Annotated in this window: 13 protein-coding genes; 8 read left to right on the forward strand and 5 right to left on the reverse strand. The window is 67.3% G+C overall.

The features are described 5' to 3' along the window. The first annotated feature begins 4 nt into the window (after positions 1-4). Both HQ354_RS03150 and HQ354_RS03155 read left to right on the forward strand, forming a co-directional pair. On the forward strand, positions 5-2,737 hold the full coding sequence (locus HQ354_RS03150; RefSeq protein ID WP_222634151.1) for an RNA helicase: 2,733 nt from the start codon (positions 5-7) through the stop codon (positions 2,735-2,737). Positions 2,738-2,792: 55 nt separating this feature from the next. After that, positions 2,793-3,644, forward strand: a complete 852-nt coding sequence (locus tag HQ354_RS03155) for a DUF4333 domain-containing protein (protein WP_222634152.1) — start codon at positions 2,793-2,795, stop codon at positions 3,642-3,644. A gap of 16 nt (positions 3,645-3,660) precedes the next feature. Here the strand turns inward: HQ354_RS03155 and HQ354_RS03160 are convergent, their stop codons facing one another. Then, positions 3,661-4,635, reverse strand: a complete 975-nt coding sequence (locus tag HQ354_RS03160) for a 5'-3' exonuclease (RefSeq protein WP_222634153.1) — start codon at positions 4,633-4,635, stop codon at positions 3,661-3,663. A 27-nt stretch (positions 4,636-4,662) separates the two neighbouring features. Here HQ354_RS03160 and HQ354_RS03165 point away from each other — a divergent pair, with 27 nt between their 5' ends. Then, positions 4,663-5,808 carry a Xaa-Pro peptidase family protein gene (locus tag HQ354_RS03165; protein ID WP_222634154.1) on the forward strand — a complete coding sequence of 382 codons (1,146 nt, stop codon included), beginning with the start codon at positions 4,663-4,665 and terminating at the stop codon, positions 5,806-5,808. A gap of 19 nt (positions 5,809-5,827) precedes the next feature. On the opposite strand, the gene HQ354_RS03170 is transcribed toward HQ354_RS03165, so the two are convergent. Continuing rightward, entirely contained in the window at positions 5,828-6,241 is a 414-nt protein-coding gene (locus HQ354_RS03170) for a pyridoxamine 5'-phosphate oxidase family protein (protein ID WP_222634155.1), read from the reverse strand. A gap of 23 nt (positions 6,242-6,264) precedes the next feature. Between HQ354_RS03170 and HQ354_RS03175 the strand changes: the two genes are divergently transcribed. Genes HQ354_RS03175 through HQ354_RS03185 form a run of 3 tightly spaced genes read left to right on the forward strand, consistent with a single transcriptional unit; the run spans position 6,265 to position 8,983 of the window. Further along, a complete protein-coding gene (locus HQ354_RS03175) occupies positions 6,265-7,026 on the forward strand; it encodes an SDR family NAD(P)-dependent oxidoreductase (RefSeq protein WP_222634235.1) in 762 nt (253 codons plus the stop codon). After that, positions 7,026-8,249: a precorrin-6y C5,15-methyltransferase (decarboxylating) subunit CbiE gene (cbiE, locus tag HQ354_RS03180; RefSeq protein WP_222634156.1), complete on the forward strand. Its 1,224-nt coding sequence runs from the start codon at positions 7,026-7,028 to the stop codon at positions 8,247-8,249. The genes HQ354_RS03175 and cbiE overlap by 1 nt, the downstream gene beginning before the upstream one ends. After that, entirely contained in the window at positions 8,246-8,983 is a 738-nt protein-coding gene (locus HQ354_RS03185) for a cobalt-precorrin-6A reductase (RefSeq protein WP_308115106.1), read from the forward strand. Before cbiE ends, HQ354_RS03185 begins: the two co-directional genes overlap by 4 nt. On the opposite strand, the gene cobJ is transcribed toward HQ354_RS03185, so the two are convergent. From cobJ to cobG, 3 genes are read right to left on the reverse strand one after another with little or no spacing between them, the layout of a single operon-like run. Beyond that, the gene (gene cobJ / locus HQ354_RS03190; RefSeq protein WP_222634158.1) at positions 8,978-10,495 is read right to left on the reverse strand and encodes a precorrin-3B C(17)-methyltransferase; all 1,518 of its coding nucleotides are present in this window, start codon (positions 10,493-10,495) and stop codon (positions 8,978-8,980) included. The two genes, HQ354_RS03185 and cobJ, sit on opposite strands and share 6 nt — an antisense overlap. Beyond that, complete coding sequence (locus HQ354_RS03195) at positions 10,492-11,118, reverse strand: precorrin-8X methylmutase (RefSeq protein ID WP_222634159.1); 627 nt, start codon at positions 11,116-11,118, stop codon at positions 10,492-10,494. Before HQ354_RS03195 ends, cobJ begins: the two co-directional genes overlap by 4 nt. A 31-nt stretch (positions 11,119-11,149) precedes the next feature. Continuing rightward, complete coding sequence (cobG, locus tag HQ354_RS03200) at positions 11,150-12,286, reverse strand: precorrin-3B synthase (protein ID WP_222634160.1); 1,137 nt, start codon at positions 12,284-12,286, stop codon at positions 11,150-11,152. Positions 12,287-12,523: 237 nt separating this feature from the next. Between cobG and cobN the strand changes: the two genes are divergently transcribed. After that, on the forward strand, positions 12,524-16,165 hold the full coding sequence (cobN, locus tag HQ354_RS03205) for a cobaltochelatase subunit CobN (protein ID WP_222634161.1): 3,642 nt from the start codon (positions 12,524-12,526) through the stop codon (positions 16,163-16,165). A gap of 15 nt (positions 16,166-16,180) precedes the next feature. After that, entirely contained in the window at positions 16,181-16,558 is a 378-nt protein-coding gene (locus tag HQ354_RS03210) for a PPOX class F420-dependent oxidoreductase (RefSeq protein WP_068424107.1), read from the forward strand.

Raw genomic sequence — 16,558 nt, forward strand, 5'->3', positions numbered from 1 at the left:
TCGAGTGACCGTCTCCACGTCGGAACTGCAGAGATTCGCCGGCGCTCTGAATTTCCCTCTCGACCGTTTCCAGGTCGATGCATGCACGGCCCTGGAAGCCGGTCACGGCGTGCTCGTGTGTGCCCCGACGGGTGCGGGCAAGACGGTCATCGGCGAGTTCGCCGTTCATCTTGCGCTGTCCGCCGGTCGCAAATGCTTCTACACGACGCCGATCAAGGCGCTCAGCAACCAGAAGTTCGCTGATCTGACCGCCCGCTACGGGCGCGAATCGGTCGGCTTGCTCACCGGTGATTCGAGCATCAATCCGGACGCGCCGGTCGTCGTCATGACCACCGAGGTGCTGCGGAACATGCTGTACGCGTCGTCCGACGCACTACGCGGCCTGTCGCACGTCGTGATGGACGAGGTGCACTACCTCGCCGACCGCTTTCGCGGCGCGGTGTGGGAGGAAGTGATCCTGCACCTGTCGCAGGACGTTCGACTGGTCAGCTTGTCCGCGACGGTCAGCAACGCCGAGGAATTCGGTGCGTGGATGGAGACGGTCCGGGGAGACACGACGGTGGTCGTGGACGAGAACCGGCCGGTTCCGCTGTCCCAGCACATCATGGTCGGTCGTCGCCTGTTCGATCTGTTCGACAGCAGGGCCAATGCAGACGGCGCATCGAAGGTCGTCGTCGACAAGGAACTCGTCCGACACGTCAAGCAGCGTCAGGCACTCGACCACGTCGATCGCTGGCAGGCCCCCCACAGTCGCGGCCGCGGCCGCTCCGGTGGTGGTGGCAGTTACAGCGGCAGCGTCAACAACCGACCGCTTCCGCGCCCCGAGGTCATCGCGCGCCTCGATCAGGAGGGACTGCTGCCGGCGATCACGTTCATCTTCTCCCGTGCGGGATGCGACGCGGCGCTGACGCAATGTCTGCGATCGAGGTTGGCGCTGACGACCCCGGATCAGGCCGAGGAAATCCGCTACATCGTCGACAAGCACACGTCCGAGTTGCCACGTCAGGATCTTGAGGTGCTCGGGTTCTGGGAGTGGCGTGAGGCGCTCGAGCGGGGACTCGCCGCCCACCATGCCGGAATGCTGCCGGTGTTCCGGCACACCGTCGAGGAACTGTTCGTCAAGGGGCTGGTCCGTGCGGTGTTCGCGACCGAAACGCTCGCCCTCGGCATCAACATGCCCGCGCGCACCGTGGTGCTGGAAAAGCTCGTCAAGTACAACGGCGAAACGCACGCCGAGCTGACGCCTGGCGAGTACACGCAGTTGACGGGACGCGCCGGTCGGCGCGGAATCGATGTCGAGGGTCACGCCGTCGTGCTGTGGCAACCGGGAACCGAACCGACCGAGGTCGCCGGTCTCGCGTCCACACGCACGTTCCCGCTCAGGAGTTCGTTTCGCCCCGGCTACAACATGTCGATCAACCTCGTCGAGCAGTTCGGGGCGGCGGATTCGCGCGCACTTCTCGAGCGGTCGTTCGCCCAGTTCCAAGCCGACCGTTCGGTGGTGGGTCTCGTGCGCGGCATCGAACGGAACGAGACGACGCTGGCTCAGCTCGGTTCGAAGCTGGGTGGACCCGAGGGCGAGTACTTCGAGTACGCCAGCCTCCGTGAACGGCTCAAGGCGCGTGAGAAGACGCTCGAACGCCAGGGGAGGCAGGACCGTCGCGACAAGGCCGTCGAGTCACTGCGTGCATTGAAGCGCGGCGACGTCGTCTCCATTCCGAGCGGCCGTCGCAGTGGCCTCGCCGTCGTACTGGAACCCGACGACGATCGCGGCGATCCGAGACCGCTCTTCCTCACCGAGGACAAGTGGGCCGGGCGACTCTCGGCCGCGGACTTCCCGTCGCCTGCCGACCCTCTCGGCCGTATGCGCCTGCCACGGCACGTCGACCACCGCACCGCTCGCACCCGTCGTGACCTGGCGGCGGCTCTCCGGTCCACGGGAATCACGGCCGGGTCGGACAGGCGGCGTCGCAAATCGACGGCGGCGGACGATCGCGAGCTCGCGACGCTGCGGCGCAGCATCCGGTCGCATCCGGTTCACTCGCGTCCTGATCGTGACGAACTCGGGCGAGTCGGGGAGCGCTACAACCGAATTGCGCGAGAGACCGAGACGATGCGTCAGAAGGTGTCCGCAACGACCAACTCGCTCGCGCGAACGTTCGACCGCATCCTGGCCTTGCTCGCCGAGCGCGACTACATCACCACGGGCAAGTCGCCGACGGTGACCGAGAACGGCAGTCGTCTCGGCCGCATCTACTCGGAATCGGATCTTCTTGTCGCCGAATGCCTCCGGCAAGGGTTGTGGCGAGGCTTGTCGCCGGCCGAGCTCGCCGCGGTGGTGTCCGCGGTCGTCTACGAGTCACGCCAGGAAGGCGACCCGATCCCGCACGGCCCGACGGGTCCGATTCGATTCGCACTCGGCGAAACGGTCCGCGTGTGGACAGAACTGCATGCCGACGAGGTCCGCCACAAGCTGCCGCCGACGCGTGAGCCCGACATGGGATTCGTGAAGGCCGTGTACCGCTGGGCCAGCGACAATTCGCTCGTCGACGCGTTGCTCGCGGCCGGTGACCACGGAAAGGCCCTGTCGGGAGGCGATTTCGTCCGGTGGTGTCGGCAGGTCATCGATCTGCTGGATCAGGTACGCCTGGCAGCGCCCGATCCGGAGCTGTCGAAGACTGCAGCGCGGGCGATTTCGGCGCTGCGTCGTGGAGTGGTCGCCGTCGATGCCGCCTGAGTCGGCGCGGCGGGATACGGTATCGGTCGAGAAATCGAAACTCAGTGGAGGCGAGATGAGCGGCCCTTACGGTCCTGGCAATCCTGACGATCAGTGGTCCCGTACACAGGGTGAATCGGGGAGCGATGCACCCGACGCCGGGCAGTCCGGTTCGCAGGCGTGGGGCCAGTACTCGCAACAGCCGTACGGCCAGTACCCGCAGGGCCAGACTCCGCAGGCCGAGAACCCTCAGGCTCAGAATCCCCAGGCTCAGAATCCTCAGGGCGGCCAGTACCCGTACCCTCAGGGCCACTATCCGCAAGGTCAGTACCCACAGGGGCAGTATCCACAGGGCCAGTACCCACAGGGCTATCCGCAAGGGCAGTACCCGCCGGGTGGCTATCCGCAAGGGCAGTATCCCGGCCAGCAACCCGGACAACAGCAACCCGGACAACAGCAGTACGGACAACAGCAGTACGGGCAGCAGCCCGGGCAGTACGGCCAGTACCCGCAGCAGGCCTACGGCCAGGGTCAGCCGGGTCAGGGTCAGCCGGGTCAAGGGCAGTACCCGCAGGGGCAGCAACCGTGGAATCCGGGTCAGCAGCCATCGCAGGGAAGCAGCTCGAAAACTCCGCTGTTCGTCATCCTCGGCCTGGTCCTGGCCATTGCCGTCATCGGCGGCGTTCTGTTCGCCACGCTCGGCGGGGGCAAGACCCTGGACCGGACGGCGGCCGAGTCCGGCGTCGAGGAAATCGTGACCGGCACCTACGGATCGTCTGGAGTGACCGACGTGTCGTGCCCGGACGGCCAGGATGTCAAGCGCGGCAACTCGTTCGACTGCTCGTTGAACGTCGACGGGATCTCGCGCACCGTGACGTTGACGTTCACCGACGACGACGGCACGTACGAGGTGTCGCGGCCGCGCTGACCGCGTTCCGATCGAGTCAGCGAGCGCCGTGAGTCGACATGGCAGCGGTCAGTCGATTCACGGCGTTGCCGATACCCAGTTCGGACGCCAACTCCGCCAGCCGAGCCTCGTCGGCCGGAACCGCGGGGATGACGTCGGAACGCGAGAACACGACGTCGGCGTCCCGGACGACGCGCACCACCGGTAGCGCGGCGTCGAGATAGTCGCTCGCTGCGGCCAACTTCGCTCGAATGCCCTGTGCCAGATCGGATGTCGGATCGGACGCGGCCGCGCGGAGCGCCTCGATCGAGCCGAACCGCAGCATGAGCGTCGACGCGGTCTTCTCGCCCACACCCTTGACGCCCGGTAGCCCGTCGGACGCATCACCCCGAAGCAGAGCGAGTTCGGCATAGGCGTCGCCCGCACGGTGCAGGGGGACGCCGTACTTCTCGGCGACCTCGACGGGCCCGAACAATTCGGCCTTCGCGAGTCCGCGCCCCACGTACAGCACGCGTACCTCGTTGGGTTCGTCGGCGGCGACCTGGAGGAGATCTCGGTCGCCACTGACGACGACGACAGGGTCGGTGCGTTCGCGGGCAGCGAGCGTGCCCAGGACGTCGTCGGCTTCGAGTCCCTCGGCGCCCGCGGTCGCGACACCGGCCGCGGCCAGTACGTCCATGATCATGTCGACCTGGGGTGTCAAAGTCTCGGGCACTTCCTCGCTGTCGGGGCTGCCGACGACTGCCTCGGCGACTCGGTGTGCCTTGTACGACGGGACCGCGTCGACGCGGAACTGCGGTCGCCAGTTCAGATCCAAGCAGACAGCCATCCGCGACGGCTCGGTGCGCGTCATCAGTGCGGCCACCATGTCGATGAAACCGCGGACCGCGTTGACGGGTCTTCCGTCGGGAGCCGTAATCGATTCGGGCAGAGCGTAGTAGGCGCGAAACCACAGGCTGGCTCCGTCGAGAAGGAGCAAGGGCGACTTTCCCGGGGCTGTCATGGGCAACATCTTGCCAAACGCCGATAGCCTGAAGTCATGAGTTCCGATTCGACACATTCGGCTGCCCGTTTTCCGTCCGAGGTCTACGCCTCCCGCCTGACCCGCGCCGCGGAGTACGCGCGGGAGGCCGGGCTCGCGGCACTGCTGATCACGCCCGGACCGGACCTGCAGTACCTCGTCGGCTCGAGAGCCAGTTCCTTCGAGCGACTGATCTGCCTCGTCGTGCCTGCCGACGGTGAAACGCCGACGGTCGTCGTACCCCGCTTGGAGCTGGCCGCCTTGACCGACTCCGCGGTGGCGGAGCTGGGACTGCAGATCACCGACTGGGTCGACGGCGTCAGCCCCTACGATCTGGTGGCCGGGGCGCTGCACCCCGGCGCCGCAACGGCCGTCGACGACGCCATGCCCGCGCTGCACTTCGTTCCGTTGGCCGCGGCCGTCGGTCGAGTACCGGTGTTGGCAACGGACGTGCTGCGGCGCCTGCGCATGATCAAGGACGATGCGGAGATCGACGCACTTCGTCGGGCCGGTCAGGCCATCGACCGCGTACATGCACGGATGGGGGAGTTCTTGAAGGTGGGCCGCACCGAGGCCGACGTCGCCGCGGACATCGGTGCGGCCATCGTCGACGAAGGCCACACCGGAGCCGAGTTCATCATCGTCGGGTCCGGCCCTCACGGCGCCGACCCGCACCACGAGGTGTCCGACCGGGTCATCGAAGCAGGTGACGTCGTCGTCATCGACATCGGTGGGCCCGTCGCACCGGGCTACAACTCGGATTCGACGCGCACTTACGTGCTCGGTGAGCCGACGCCGGAGATCGCCACGCAGTACGCGGTGCTCGAACGCGCACAGCAGGCCGCGGTCGACGCGGTGCGGCCCGGAGTGACAGCGCAGTCGATCGACGCAGCGGCTCGCGACATCCTGGCGTCCGAGGGGCTCGGAGAGGCGTTTTTGCACCGGACGGGCCACGGGATCGGACTCTCGGTGCACGAGGAGCCGTACATCGTCTCCGGCAACGACATCGAACTGACCGAAGGAATGGCCTTCAGTGTCGAACCCGGTATCTACTTCCGGGGCGAGTGGGGAGCCCGGATCGAGGACATCGTCGTCGTCACCGCCGACGGCTGCGAATCGGTTAATCTCCGTCCGCACGGCCTCACGGTTCTTCCCGTCGACTAGTCCCCGCGGGAACGAGCTGTCACCGCCCGAGCAAGGATTTGGAGCCCAGAACGCGCTGGACCGCGATTCGGATGACGACCCGTTCCGGATTCTCACGGGGGACGCGGTATCGCTCGGCGTAGCGCCGCTCGGCCTCGGCGACGTCCGGCCGCTCGGTCAGGACCTCGCTGGGGCCTTCGAGCGTCAGCCAGCGCGCCCCGTCGACCTGGCTCACTGCCGCGTATCCACCACGGGCTGCGTTGATCGCCTTCTGGGATCGACCGCTGGTGATGATGCGAGCGATGCCGGCGTCCGGATCCCAGGTGAACCCGACGGCGACGACGTGGGGTGTGGAATCCGGTCGCAGTGTCGTCAGCGTCGCGAGATGGCGGTCGGTGAGGAACTGCAGTGCCTCTTCGGTCAGTGACGAAGGGTCGGCGGGGGTGGTAGCCATGGACGAAACGTTAATCGGACAGACTGTGTGACGTGACGACCACTTACGACCACGGGACACTTCTGTTGCTCGGCGGCCGCAGCGAGATCGGCGTCGAGCTGGCCGTTCGGCTCGCGCAGGGACGAACCGTCGTACTGGCAGCGCGGCGGAAGGACGATCTGTCCGAGCAGGTGGCGCGGGTACGCGCGGCGGGCGCGCGTGACGTCGTCACCGTCGAGTTCGACGCCGACGACCTGAGTTCACACCGCCCCTTGCTCGAAGCGGTGGCGAACGAACACGGACCGCTCGGCACCGTCGTCCTCGCCTTCGGGATCCTCGGTGATCAAGCGCGTGCCGAGGTCGACGCCGAGCATGCGGTGGCCGTCGTGCACACGGACTACGTGGCGCAGGTGTCCGTGCTGACGCACGCCGCGAATCTGCTGCGGGCGCAGGGACGCGGACAGCTCGTCGTGTTCTCCTCGATCGCGGGCAAGCGTGTGCGCAAGGCCAACTACGTCTACGGTTCCGCCAAGGCCGGCTTGGATGGGTTCGCATCCGGCTTGACCGATGCGTTGCACGGATCCGGTGTGTCGTTGCTCCTGGTGCGCCCAGGGTTCGTCATCGGTTCGATGACCGAGGGCATGACTCCCGCGCCGTTCTCGAGCACGCCGGGGCAGGTTGCCGACGCGACCGCGCGGGCAGTGAAGGCCGGTAGGGCCCGCGTGTGGATTCCCGGCATCCTCGCGCCGATCAACATCGTCATGAATCTGCTTCCGGCGTGGATCTGGCGAAGGATGCCGCGCTGATGCCTGCCTCCGTGGACGTACCGATCGACGTCGTGGGTATCGGCGCCGACGGTTGGAACGGACTGTCCGATGCGACGCGTGCGATCGTGGAACGGGCCGACGTCGTGTTCGGGTCCGCCCGACAGTTGGAATCGGTACCGGTGCCGGACGCGAGAAAACGGCAGTGGGCCAGTCCGATGCTGCCGACGCTGCGCGGTGCGATCGACGAGTTCGACGGCCGTTCGGTCTGCGTGCTGGGGAGCGGCGACCCGATGTTCCATGGGATCGGCGTCACGCTGACGCGGGTGTTCGGCGCCGACCGACTGCACGTGATACCCGCCCCGTCCTCGCTGTCGTTGGCCTGCGCGCGGATGGGATGGGCAGTGCACACCACGACGACGGTCAGCCTGGTGAACACTCCCGTCGGGGCGCTCGGTCCTGCCCTCGCCGACGGGGTGAACGTGCTGGTGCTCTCGCGTGACGGCACCACTCCGGGCGCTGTCGCAGAGTTGTTGCGGCAGAACGGGTTCGGCGAGTCGCGTGTCACCGTGCTGGAACAGCTGGGCGGCCCTGCGGAGCGCTCTGTTCGTTCCACCGCGAACACGTGGGCCGAGGGGGCGGCCGATGCGCTGAACGTCGTCGCGATCGAATGCATCTTCTCCGGAACGACCAGGCTCACGCGCGTTCCCGGTCTGCCCGACACCGCGTACGCCGGAGACGGGCAGCTGACCAAGGCGGAAGTGCGCGCGCTCACTGTCGGCGCACTCGCACCGTCTCCGGGCGAGACGCTGTGGGACGTCGGCGGCGGCTCGGGATCCATTGCCATCGAATGGATGCGCACCGATCCCCGATGCCGTGCGGTCGTCTTCGAATCGGCGCCGCACAGGCGAACTCAGATCACGCAGAACGCGTCGACGCTCGGGGTGCCTGCGTTGCGATGCGTCGGAGCCGCACCGTCTGCGTTCGAGGACTTGGCGGACGACGGTCCGGTGGACGCACTCTTCATCGGCGGTGGGCTCACCCAGGACGGCATGCTCGACGCGTGCTGGGCACGGGTGCGATCCGGTGGCCGCGTCGTCGCCAACGCCGTCACTGCCGAGTCGGAAGCGCTGTTGCTGCAGTGCGTTTCGCGTTACGGCGGGTCGCTGCGAAAGTTTCAGATCTATCGCGGTGAACCGTTGGGGTCGTTCACGAGCTGGCGTCCGCAACTGCCCGTCGCGCAGTGGGTTTCGGTCAAGCCGTGAAAGTTCTGATTCTGGGAGGCACGTCCGACGCGCGCGCCCTCGCGCAGTCTCTCGACGGCGACGGCCGATTCGATGTCGTGACGTCGCTGGCGGGTCGTGTGCGGGATCCATTGCTGCCCGCCGGACGTGTCCGCGTCGGCGGTTTCGGTGGCGTCGACGGTCTCGCGTCCTGGATTCGAGAACACAAGATCGGTGCCGTCGTCGACGCGACTCACCCGTTCGCCGCGCAGATCTCGGAGAACGCGGTCGCGGCCGGCGCCACGACGTCGATTCCCGTTGCGGCGCTGCGTCGTCGGGCGTGGGTTCCCGGACCCGGCGACCGCTGGACGGCCGCGGCGTCGGTGCAGGACGCGGCAACGATCGTCGGCGACAGGCCTCGGCGGGTGTTCTTGACGATCGGACGTCAGGGCGTAGGCGCGTTCGGTGGCGATGCGGCATCGTGGTTCCTCGTCCGAAGCATCGATCCGCCCGACGTCGACTTGCCCCCACAACACGAGTTGCTGCTGGCGCGTGGCCCGTTCACCGTCGACGCCGAACGTGACCTGATGCGGAGTCGGCGCATCGACCTGATCGTGTCGAAGAACAGCGGGGGAGCGATGACCGAAGCCAAGCTGGTCGTCGCGCGTGAACTCGGGCTGCCGGTCGTCATGATCGAACGACCGCGGCCCCCGCACGGCGACCTCGAGACGGATTCGGTCGGCGACGTCGTGACCTGGTTGGACGACCACCTATGACGGGTTGGCTGCCACCTCGGGATAACGCCGCGGCGTGAATATCTGCGTACCGCTGCCGGTCTCGACGACCGTGGTCTGCGACGAGCCGATGATGAGCAGACACCGCATGTCGACGTCCGCGGGATCGAGGTCCGCGAGGCGCACCGTCCGTACCGTCTCGTCGTCGCTGCCGACCGCACGACCGATGATCACCGGTGTGTCCGGCCCACGATGCTCGAGCAGGAGATCGCGCATCGCCGCCACCTGCCACGTACGCGACTTCGACGCAGGGTTGTAGATCGCGATCGCCATGTCGGCGGCTGCCACGGCGGACAGCCTCTGCGCGACGACGTCCCACGGCTTCAAGCGATCCGACAGCGAGATGACGGCGTAGTCGTGGCCGAGCGGTGCGCCGACTCGGCTCGCCACGGCGTTCGCTGCGGTCATTCCCGGAACGACTCGGACGGGCACGCCGGACCACTGGGGTTCCGCCGCGACCTCGACGACGGCGGATGCCATCGCGAACACGCCTGGATCGCCGGACGAGACGACGGCGACACGCTTGCCGCGCTTGGCCAGATCGAGCGCGAACGCGGCACGTTCGGACTCGACCTTGTTGTCGCTGATGTGGCGAGTCTGCCCGGGGCGCACCGGCACTCGATCCACGTAGGTGACGTACCCGACCAGATCGGTCGCGGCCGCCAGTTCCCGGCGCACCTCGTCGGTGGTCCACCGGTCCGCGCCAGGACCGAGTCCGACGACGACCACTTCACCTGTCGTGCTCGCGCCGCGTGCTGCCACCGGGTTGTTGACGGGGCTCGGAACGATCGCGATCGAGAAGTACGGCACCTCGGATGGGTCGACCTCGGCCGCGGCGAGAACACGCTGCGCGGGTGTGCTCGCCCGCTCGACGTACTTCGCCTCGTCCAAGCGTCCCGACTCCCGCAGCGCACGAACGACATTCGGGTAGGTGCGGCCCAGCTTCATGATCGCGGCCGCGTCGGTGGTGCGGAGGCGACGCGTCAGCTCCTCGACGGGCAGGGTTCCCGGCAGGACCGTGAAGACCTCGTCGCGTTCCACGAGCGGTGTGGCCAACGCCGCCGACGCCGCGCTCACCGACGTCACGCCAGGAACGACCTCGACGTCGAATCGATCGCACAACCGCTTGTGCATGTGCATGTACGAGCTGTAGAACAGCGGATCGCCCTCTGCCAGAAGAACTACCGACCGACCTGCGGACAGGTGGGCAGCGAGTCGGTCCGCGGATTCCTCGTAGAACTCGTCGATCGCGCCCTGGTATCCACCCGGGTGGTCCGTCGCCTCCGTCGTGACGGGGTAGACGAGGTGTTCCTCGATCTGGCCGTCGCGCATGTAGGCAGCAGCGACGCCCCGCGAGATGCTTCGGCCGTGCCGCGCACTGTGGAAGGCGACGACGTCGGCCTCGCCGATGACGCGGGCGGCCTTGACGGTCACCAGTTCCGGATCGCCCGGGCCGAGCCCGACGCCCCACAATTTCCCGTGTTGCACGCTCATTCTTCCTCGCTCGCAATGGCGTTGACGGCGGCCGCCGTGATGGCGCTTCCACCGCGCCGACCGCGGACGACGATGTAGTCGAGCCCGAGCTCGGACGCGATCAGGTCTTCCTTCGACTCGGCTGCACCGATGAATCCGACAGGGCCGCCGACGATCGCGGCCGGTCGGGGAGCACCTGCAGCGAGCATCTCGAGCAGATGGAACAGAGCTGTCGGAGCGTTACCGATCGCGACGACCGCGCCGTCCAGCTTCTCGCCCCACAGCTCGAGCGCCGCCGCGGTGCGCGTGGTGCCGAGCTTCTCGGCGAGAGAGGGAACCGCTGGATCGGACAATGTGCAGAGCACGTCGTTGTCGGCAGGCAATCTCCGACGCGTGACGCCTGCGGCCACCATGTTGGCGTCGCACAGAATCGGCGCGCCTGCCCTCAGCGCGGCGCGGGCCTTCGAGACGACGTCGTCGGTGGCAGCGACGACCTCGGTCAGATCGACTTCACCGCATGCGTGGATCATCCGGACGACGACCTGCGCGACGTCGGGTGCGAATGCCGACAGATCGGCCTCCGCCCGAATGGTCGCGAAGGACTGCCGGTAGATCTCCGCACCGTCGCGGATGTAGTCGTACATGAAGTTCACGATAGGGGAGTGCTACGAGGCGTCAGGACACCCGGTAGCCGGTGGGTCCGGCGACGACGTCGACGACGTCGCCTTTCGGTTTACCGCATCGCCGCTCGCATCCGGACCAGTGCTGGCGACGTCCGGCCTCGACGGCACCTCTCTCGACCGCCTGCGTGAGGTCGCCGCGCACATCGGCGTGGGACCTCTCGCACCCCGGTGATCCGGTACATGCACTGACCTGCGCCCACGGCGAGGATGCGTCGAAGATCAGTCCCATCGGTGCGAGCACTCGAACGACGGTGTCGGCGGCACCTTCGTCGAGATCGCACACGACGATGCCGCGCCAGGGCGTCACGACGAGCGGCCGTTCGATCGCGGCCAGGAACTCCCCGAGACGGGCGTCGAGCACCCCCATCGCGAGCACGCCGCCGAGGGCGACACGGCCGTCGTCCTGCGTCATCCAACCGATCGGCGCCTCGTCCGCCCCGGACGAGTCGAGTTCTTCGGGTTCTCCGGCACCGAGCCCCAGCTGGTCGAGCACTCGGGCCGGTCCGTCGGACAGCTCGGACAGCCGCCATTGCGTGTCCCGAAGGTCGACGAATACCTGTGCGGCGTCGAGCAAGACGTCCACCACGTCCTCCGCATCGATGCGCACATTGGTGTCGGCTCCCGCGAGTATCAGCGCGAACTCCTCGGGCGTGATCGCCTGGACGCCGAAGTCGGGCTGCAAGGCGGTGACGTCTCCTCGGCCGTCGTCGAGCGCGAACTGCGTCCGACCAGGCAATTCCGCCAACGTATCGCGGGAGCACAGCGCCTCGTCGAGACGCTGGACGAGAGCACGCACGTCTGCGAGTCCGCCGACACGGCCGGACAGTGGTGACGCGAGGATGTTGCGCACGCGCTCGTGCGTCGCGGACGGAAGCAGCCCCGCCGACGCCAGACGCTCCGCCAGCGCGTCGCCGTCGGTGATGCCGCGGAACTGCACGTTCGCGCGTGACGTGAGTTCGAGCTTGCCGTCGCCGAGCTCGGAGGCCGCATGCGCGAGCTGCACCATCGCATCGGGCGTGAGCCGGCCACCGGGCAGGCGGACACGCGCGAGGCCGCCGTCGGCAGCCTGATGCATCGTCAGCGCACCGGGGCAGCGGTCCGGGTGCTCACGCGGGTCGGTCGAACTCATGTCGTCGAGGCTACAAGCGGTATCGACGGCGTCCACGTCGGCATCGAACACACCCGGGTAGCATTCCGTCCCGACAAGGCTTCGTCCGAGAGGAAACCCGGTGCAATCCCGGTGCGGTCGCGCCACTGTGAAAGCCAGACCCTCTCGGATCGCAGCACGAGACTCTCGTTCGACACTCTCGTTCGACGCTGTCGATCGACGTAGAAGGGCGCGAAACCCTTCAGGAGGGCTTTACCCGTGATCTTGCTGCTGTCGACGTCCGACACCGACCTGCTCAGTGCGCGCGCCAGCGGCGCCGACTACCGGTGGGGCAACCCGTCCCGACTGCTCGCCGACGACATTCCCGCGCTGGCCGACGGCGTCGATCTGATCGTCCTGCGCATCCTCGGTTCGAGGCGATCATGGGAAGAAGGCGTCGACGCCGTCCTCGCATCCGGACTTCCCGTCGTCGTGCTGGGTGGCGAACAGGCACCGGACGCCGAGTTGATGGAGCTGTCGACGGTTCCGGCCAACGTCGCGACCCAGGCGCACAACTACCTCGCCGAGGGCGGCCCCGAGAACCTGGTGCAGCTGCACGCGTTCCTGTCCGACACGGTCTTGCTGACCGGCAACGGATTCTCGGCACCACTGCACACCCCGACGTGGGGGATTCTGGAGCGCCAACCGACTCGAACCACCGATTCCGCCCCTGTGCCATCGGGTCACTCCGCAGGCTCCGCTCCTGTCGTCGCCGTTCTGTATTACCGTGCCCAGCACCTCGCCGGAAACACGACCTACATCGATGCGCTGTGCACGGCCGTGGAAAATGCAGGGGGACGAGCTCTTCCGATCTTCTGTGCGTCGTTGCGCACCGCGGAGCCCGAACTTCTCGAGACCCTGAAACAAGCCGACGCGATGGTCGTGACGGTCCTGGCCGCCGGTGGTACCAAGCCGGCGAGCGCATCGGCAGGCGGTGACGACGAGGCATGGGACGTCGCCGAACTCGCCGCGCTCGACGTGCCCATACTGCAGGGACTGTGCTTGACCAGCAGCCGCGAAACCTGGGAAGCAAACGACGACGGACTCTCTCCGCTCGATGTGGCAACCCAGGTCGCGGTCCCGGAGTTCGACGGCCGCCTGATCACGGTTCCGTTCTCGTTCAAGGAGATCGACGGCGACGGCCTGACCACCTACGTGCCCGATCACGAGCGAGCAGCCCGCGTCGCGGGAATCGCCGTGCGGCACGCGAAACTTCGTCGCATCCCGACGCCGGAACGCCGCATCGCGTTGATGTTCTCGGCGTACCCGACCAAGCACGCGCGCATCGGCAATGCCGTCGGACTCGATACGCCTGCCAGTGCGATCGCATTGATGACCGAGATGCGTTCCGCTGGATACGATCTCGGACCCGTCGACGGGCCGGACGCCATTCCGGGGCTGGCGGCCCGTGACGGTGACGCGCTGATCCACGCCCTGATCGCACGCGGCGGTCAGGACCCGGACTGGCTCACCGACGAGCAACTCGAGGGTAATCCGATTCGCATCTCGGCAGCGCGGTACCGATCGTGGTTCGCCCAGCTGCCCGACGAGCTGACCTCGGCCGTCGAGGAGCACTGGGGCCCGGCACCCGGCGACATGTACGTCGACCGATCGTCCGACAAGGACGGCGAAATCGTCATCGCAGCAATGCAATTCGGCAACGTCGTGATCATGGTCCAGCCTCCGCGCGGGTTCGGTGAGAAGCCCGTCGCGATCTACCACGATCCCGATCTCCCGCCGAGTCACCACTACCTCGCCGCGTACCGTTGGATTCAGGCGTCGCAGGACGACGGTGGTTTCGGCGCCGACGCAATGGTGCATCTCGGCAAGCACGGCAACCTCGAATGGCTGCCGGGTAAGACACTCGGTATGTCCGCCTCGTGCGGCACCGACGCGGCACTCGGCGACCTCCCGCTGATCTACCCCTTCCTCGTCAACGACCCCGGCGAGGGCACCCAGGCAAAGCGTCGTGCGCACGCGACCCTCGTCGACCATCTCATCCCGCCGATGGCGCGAGCGGAAAGCTACGGCGACATCTCGCGCCTCGAACAGCTACTCGACGAACACGCGAACATCTCGGCACTCGACCCCGCGAAGCTCCCGGCGATCCGCCAGCAGATCTGGACGCTGATGACGGCGGCGCAGATGCACCACGATCTCGGTCTCGAAGAACGCCCCGACGAGGACGTGTTCGACGACATGCTGCTGCACGTCGACGGGTGGCTGTGCGAGATCAAGGACGTTCAGATCCGCGACGGACTCCACGTTCTCGGGCAGGCGCCCGCCGGTGACAGTGAGGTCGAACTGGTGCTCGCGATGCTGCGCGCGCGGCAGATGTGGGGTGGAGAACAGTCGGTTCCCGGTCTGCGCGAGGCGCTCGGTCTGAGCGAGGGCGGCGACGAAGCACGCACACGCGTCGACGACATCGAGTCCGTCGCGCACGGTCTCGTCGCGGCGATGCAGGCGGCAGGATGGGATCCGGCGGCAGCGGACACGGTTGCCGGGGAGCACGGATCCGTCGTCGCCGACATTCTTCGGTTCGCCGCCTCCGAGGTCGTTCCGAGACTGCGCGGTACGTCCGAAGAGATCGAGCAGGTGCTGCACGCCCTCGACGGCGGTTTCGTCCCCGCGGGGCCGAGCGGTTCACCGCTGCGCGGACTGATCAACGTCCTGCCCACCGGCCGCAACTTCTATTCCGTCGATCCCAAGGCCGTCCCGTCGAAGCTTGCCTGGGAGACCGGGCAGGCGATGGCCGACTCCCTGCTCGAGCGGTACCGGAAGGATCACGGCGAGTGGCCGAAATCGGTCGGCCTGTCCGTGTGGGGCACGTCCGCGATGCGCACGTCCGGTGACGACGTCGCGGAAGTGTTCGCGCTGCTCGGAGTCCGGCCGGTGTGGGACGAGGCGTCGCGGCGCGTCACGACGCTCGAGGTCATCGACCTGGGGGAACTGGGACGCCCGCGCATCGACGTCACCGTGCGCATCAGCGGATTCTTCCGCGACGCGTTCCCGCACGTCCTGGCGTTGCTCGACGACGCGGTGCGTCTGGTCGCCGCGCTCGACGAGCCTGCGGACCGAAACTTCGTCCGCGCGCACACACAGGCCGATTTCGCCGAGCACGGCGACGAACGACGCTCCACGACGCGTATCTTCGGGTCCAAGCCAGGAACGTACGGGGCAGGCTTACTGCAGCTGATCGACAGCAAGACCTGGCGTAGCGACGAGGACCTCGCGCAGGTCTACACGACGTGGGGCGGTTTCGCATACGGCCGCGGCCTGGACGGTGTGCCCGCGTCGGACGACATGCGCACGGCGTACCGCCGAATTGCCGTGGCGGCCAAGAACACCGACACGCGCGAGCACGACATCGCCGACTCGGACGACTACTTCCAGTACCACGGCGGCATGATCGCTACGGTGCGCGCGCTGACGGGCACGTCACCGGAGGCCTACATCGGTGACAGTACGAGGCCGGACACCGTACGCACCCGTACGTTGTCGGAGGAGACCACCCGGGTGTTCCGGGCCCGCGTCGTCAATCCGCGGTGGCTGGAGGCGATGCGCAGGCACGGGTACAAGGGCGCGTTCGAGATGGCGGCCACCGTCGACTATCTCTTCGGGTACGACGCGACGACCGACGTCGTCGCCGACTGGATGTACGAGAAGCTCGCCGAGACATACGTTCTCGACGAGCAGAACCAGAAGTTCATGCAACAGTCGAACCCCTGGGCGCTGCACGGCATCGCCGAACGGCTGCTCGAGGCGACCGAGCGCGGCATGTGGGCGGAACCGGATCCGAAGATCCTCGGTGAACTACGCCAGGTGTATCTGCAGACGGAAGGCGATCTGGAGGGGGAGTAGCCGTACGCTGGTCGTATGCCCACGTTCCAGGAGATCGCCGACGGAAAGTACGTCTCGCTGACCACGTTCAAGAAGGACGGCACGCCCGTCGCGACGCCACTGTGGGGTGTTCGTGAGGGCGACCGCCTACTGGTGTGGACGACCTCCGATTCGTGGAAGGTCAAGAGGATCAGGCGCAACGGCCGTGTGACGGTAGCGCCCTGCACGGCGCGCGGGAAGATCCAGGGCGAGGCGCAAAACGGCTTCGCCGAGATACTGGACGGTCCCGCCACCGACAAGGTTCGTCGCGCGATCGCACGGAAGTACGGCATTCTCGGCTGGCTGACCGTCACCGGCAGTACGCTTCGGCGCGGCAAGACCGGCACCGTCGGCATTTCGGTGGCGCCCGCCTGA

It is taken from the genome of Rhodococcus sp. BP-261 (genome assembly GCF_019835205.1).
Classification (GTDB): Bacteria; Actinomycetota; Actinomycetes; order Mycobacteriales; family Mycobacteriaceae; genus Rhodococcoides; species Rhodococcoides kyotonensis_B.

Coding starts and splice junctions, on each gene's coding strand:
- cobG (WP_222634160.1), bottom strand. CDS start 12,286: ATGAGTTCGACCGACCCGCGTGAGCACCCGGACCGCTGCCCCGGTGCG.
- HQ354_RS03155 (WP_222634152.1), top strand. CDS start 2,793: ATGAGCGGCCCTTACGGTCCTGGCAATCCTGACGATCAGTGGTCCCGT.
- HQ354_RS03165 (WP_222634154.1), top strand. CDS start 4,663: ATGAGTTCCGATTCGACACATTCGGCTGCCCGTTTTCCGTCCGAGGTC.
- cbiE (WP_222634156.1), top strand. CDS start 7,026: ATGCCTGCCTCCGTGGACGTACCGATCGACGTCGTGGGTATCGGCGCC.
- HQ354_RS03210 (WP_068424107.1), top strand. CDS start 16,181: ATGCCCACGTTCCAGGAGATCGCCGACGGAAAGTACGTCTCGCTGACC.
- HQ354_RS03170 (WP_222634155.1), bottom strand. CDS start 6,241: ATGGCTACCACCCCCGCCGACCCTTCGTCACTGACCGAAGAGGCACTG.
- HQ354_RS03195 (WP_222634159.1), bottom strand. CDS start 11,118: ATGTACGACTACATCCGCGACGGTGCGGAGATCTACCGGCAGTCCTTC.
- HQ354_RS03160 (WP_222634153.1), bottom strand. CDS start 4,635: ATGTTGCCCATGACAGCCCCGGGAAAGTCGCCCTTGCTCCTTCTCGAC.
- cobJ (WP_222634158.1), bottom strand. CDS start 10,495: ATGAGCGTGCAACACGGGAAATTGTGGGGCGTCGGGCTCGGCCCGGGC.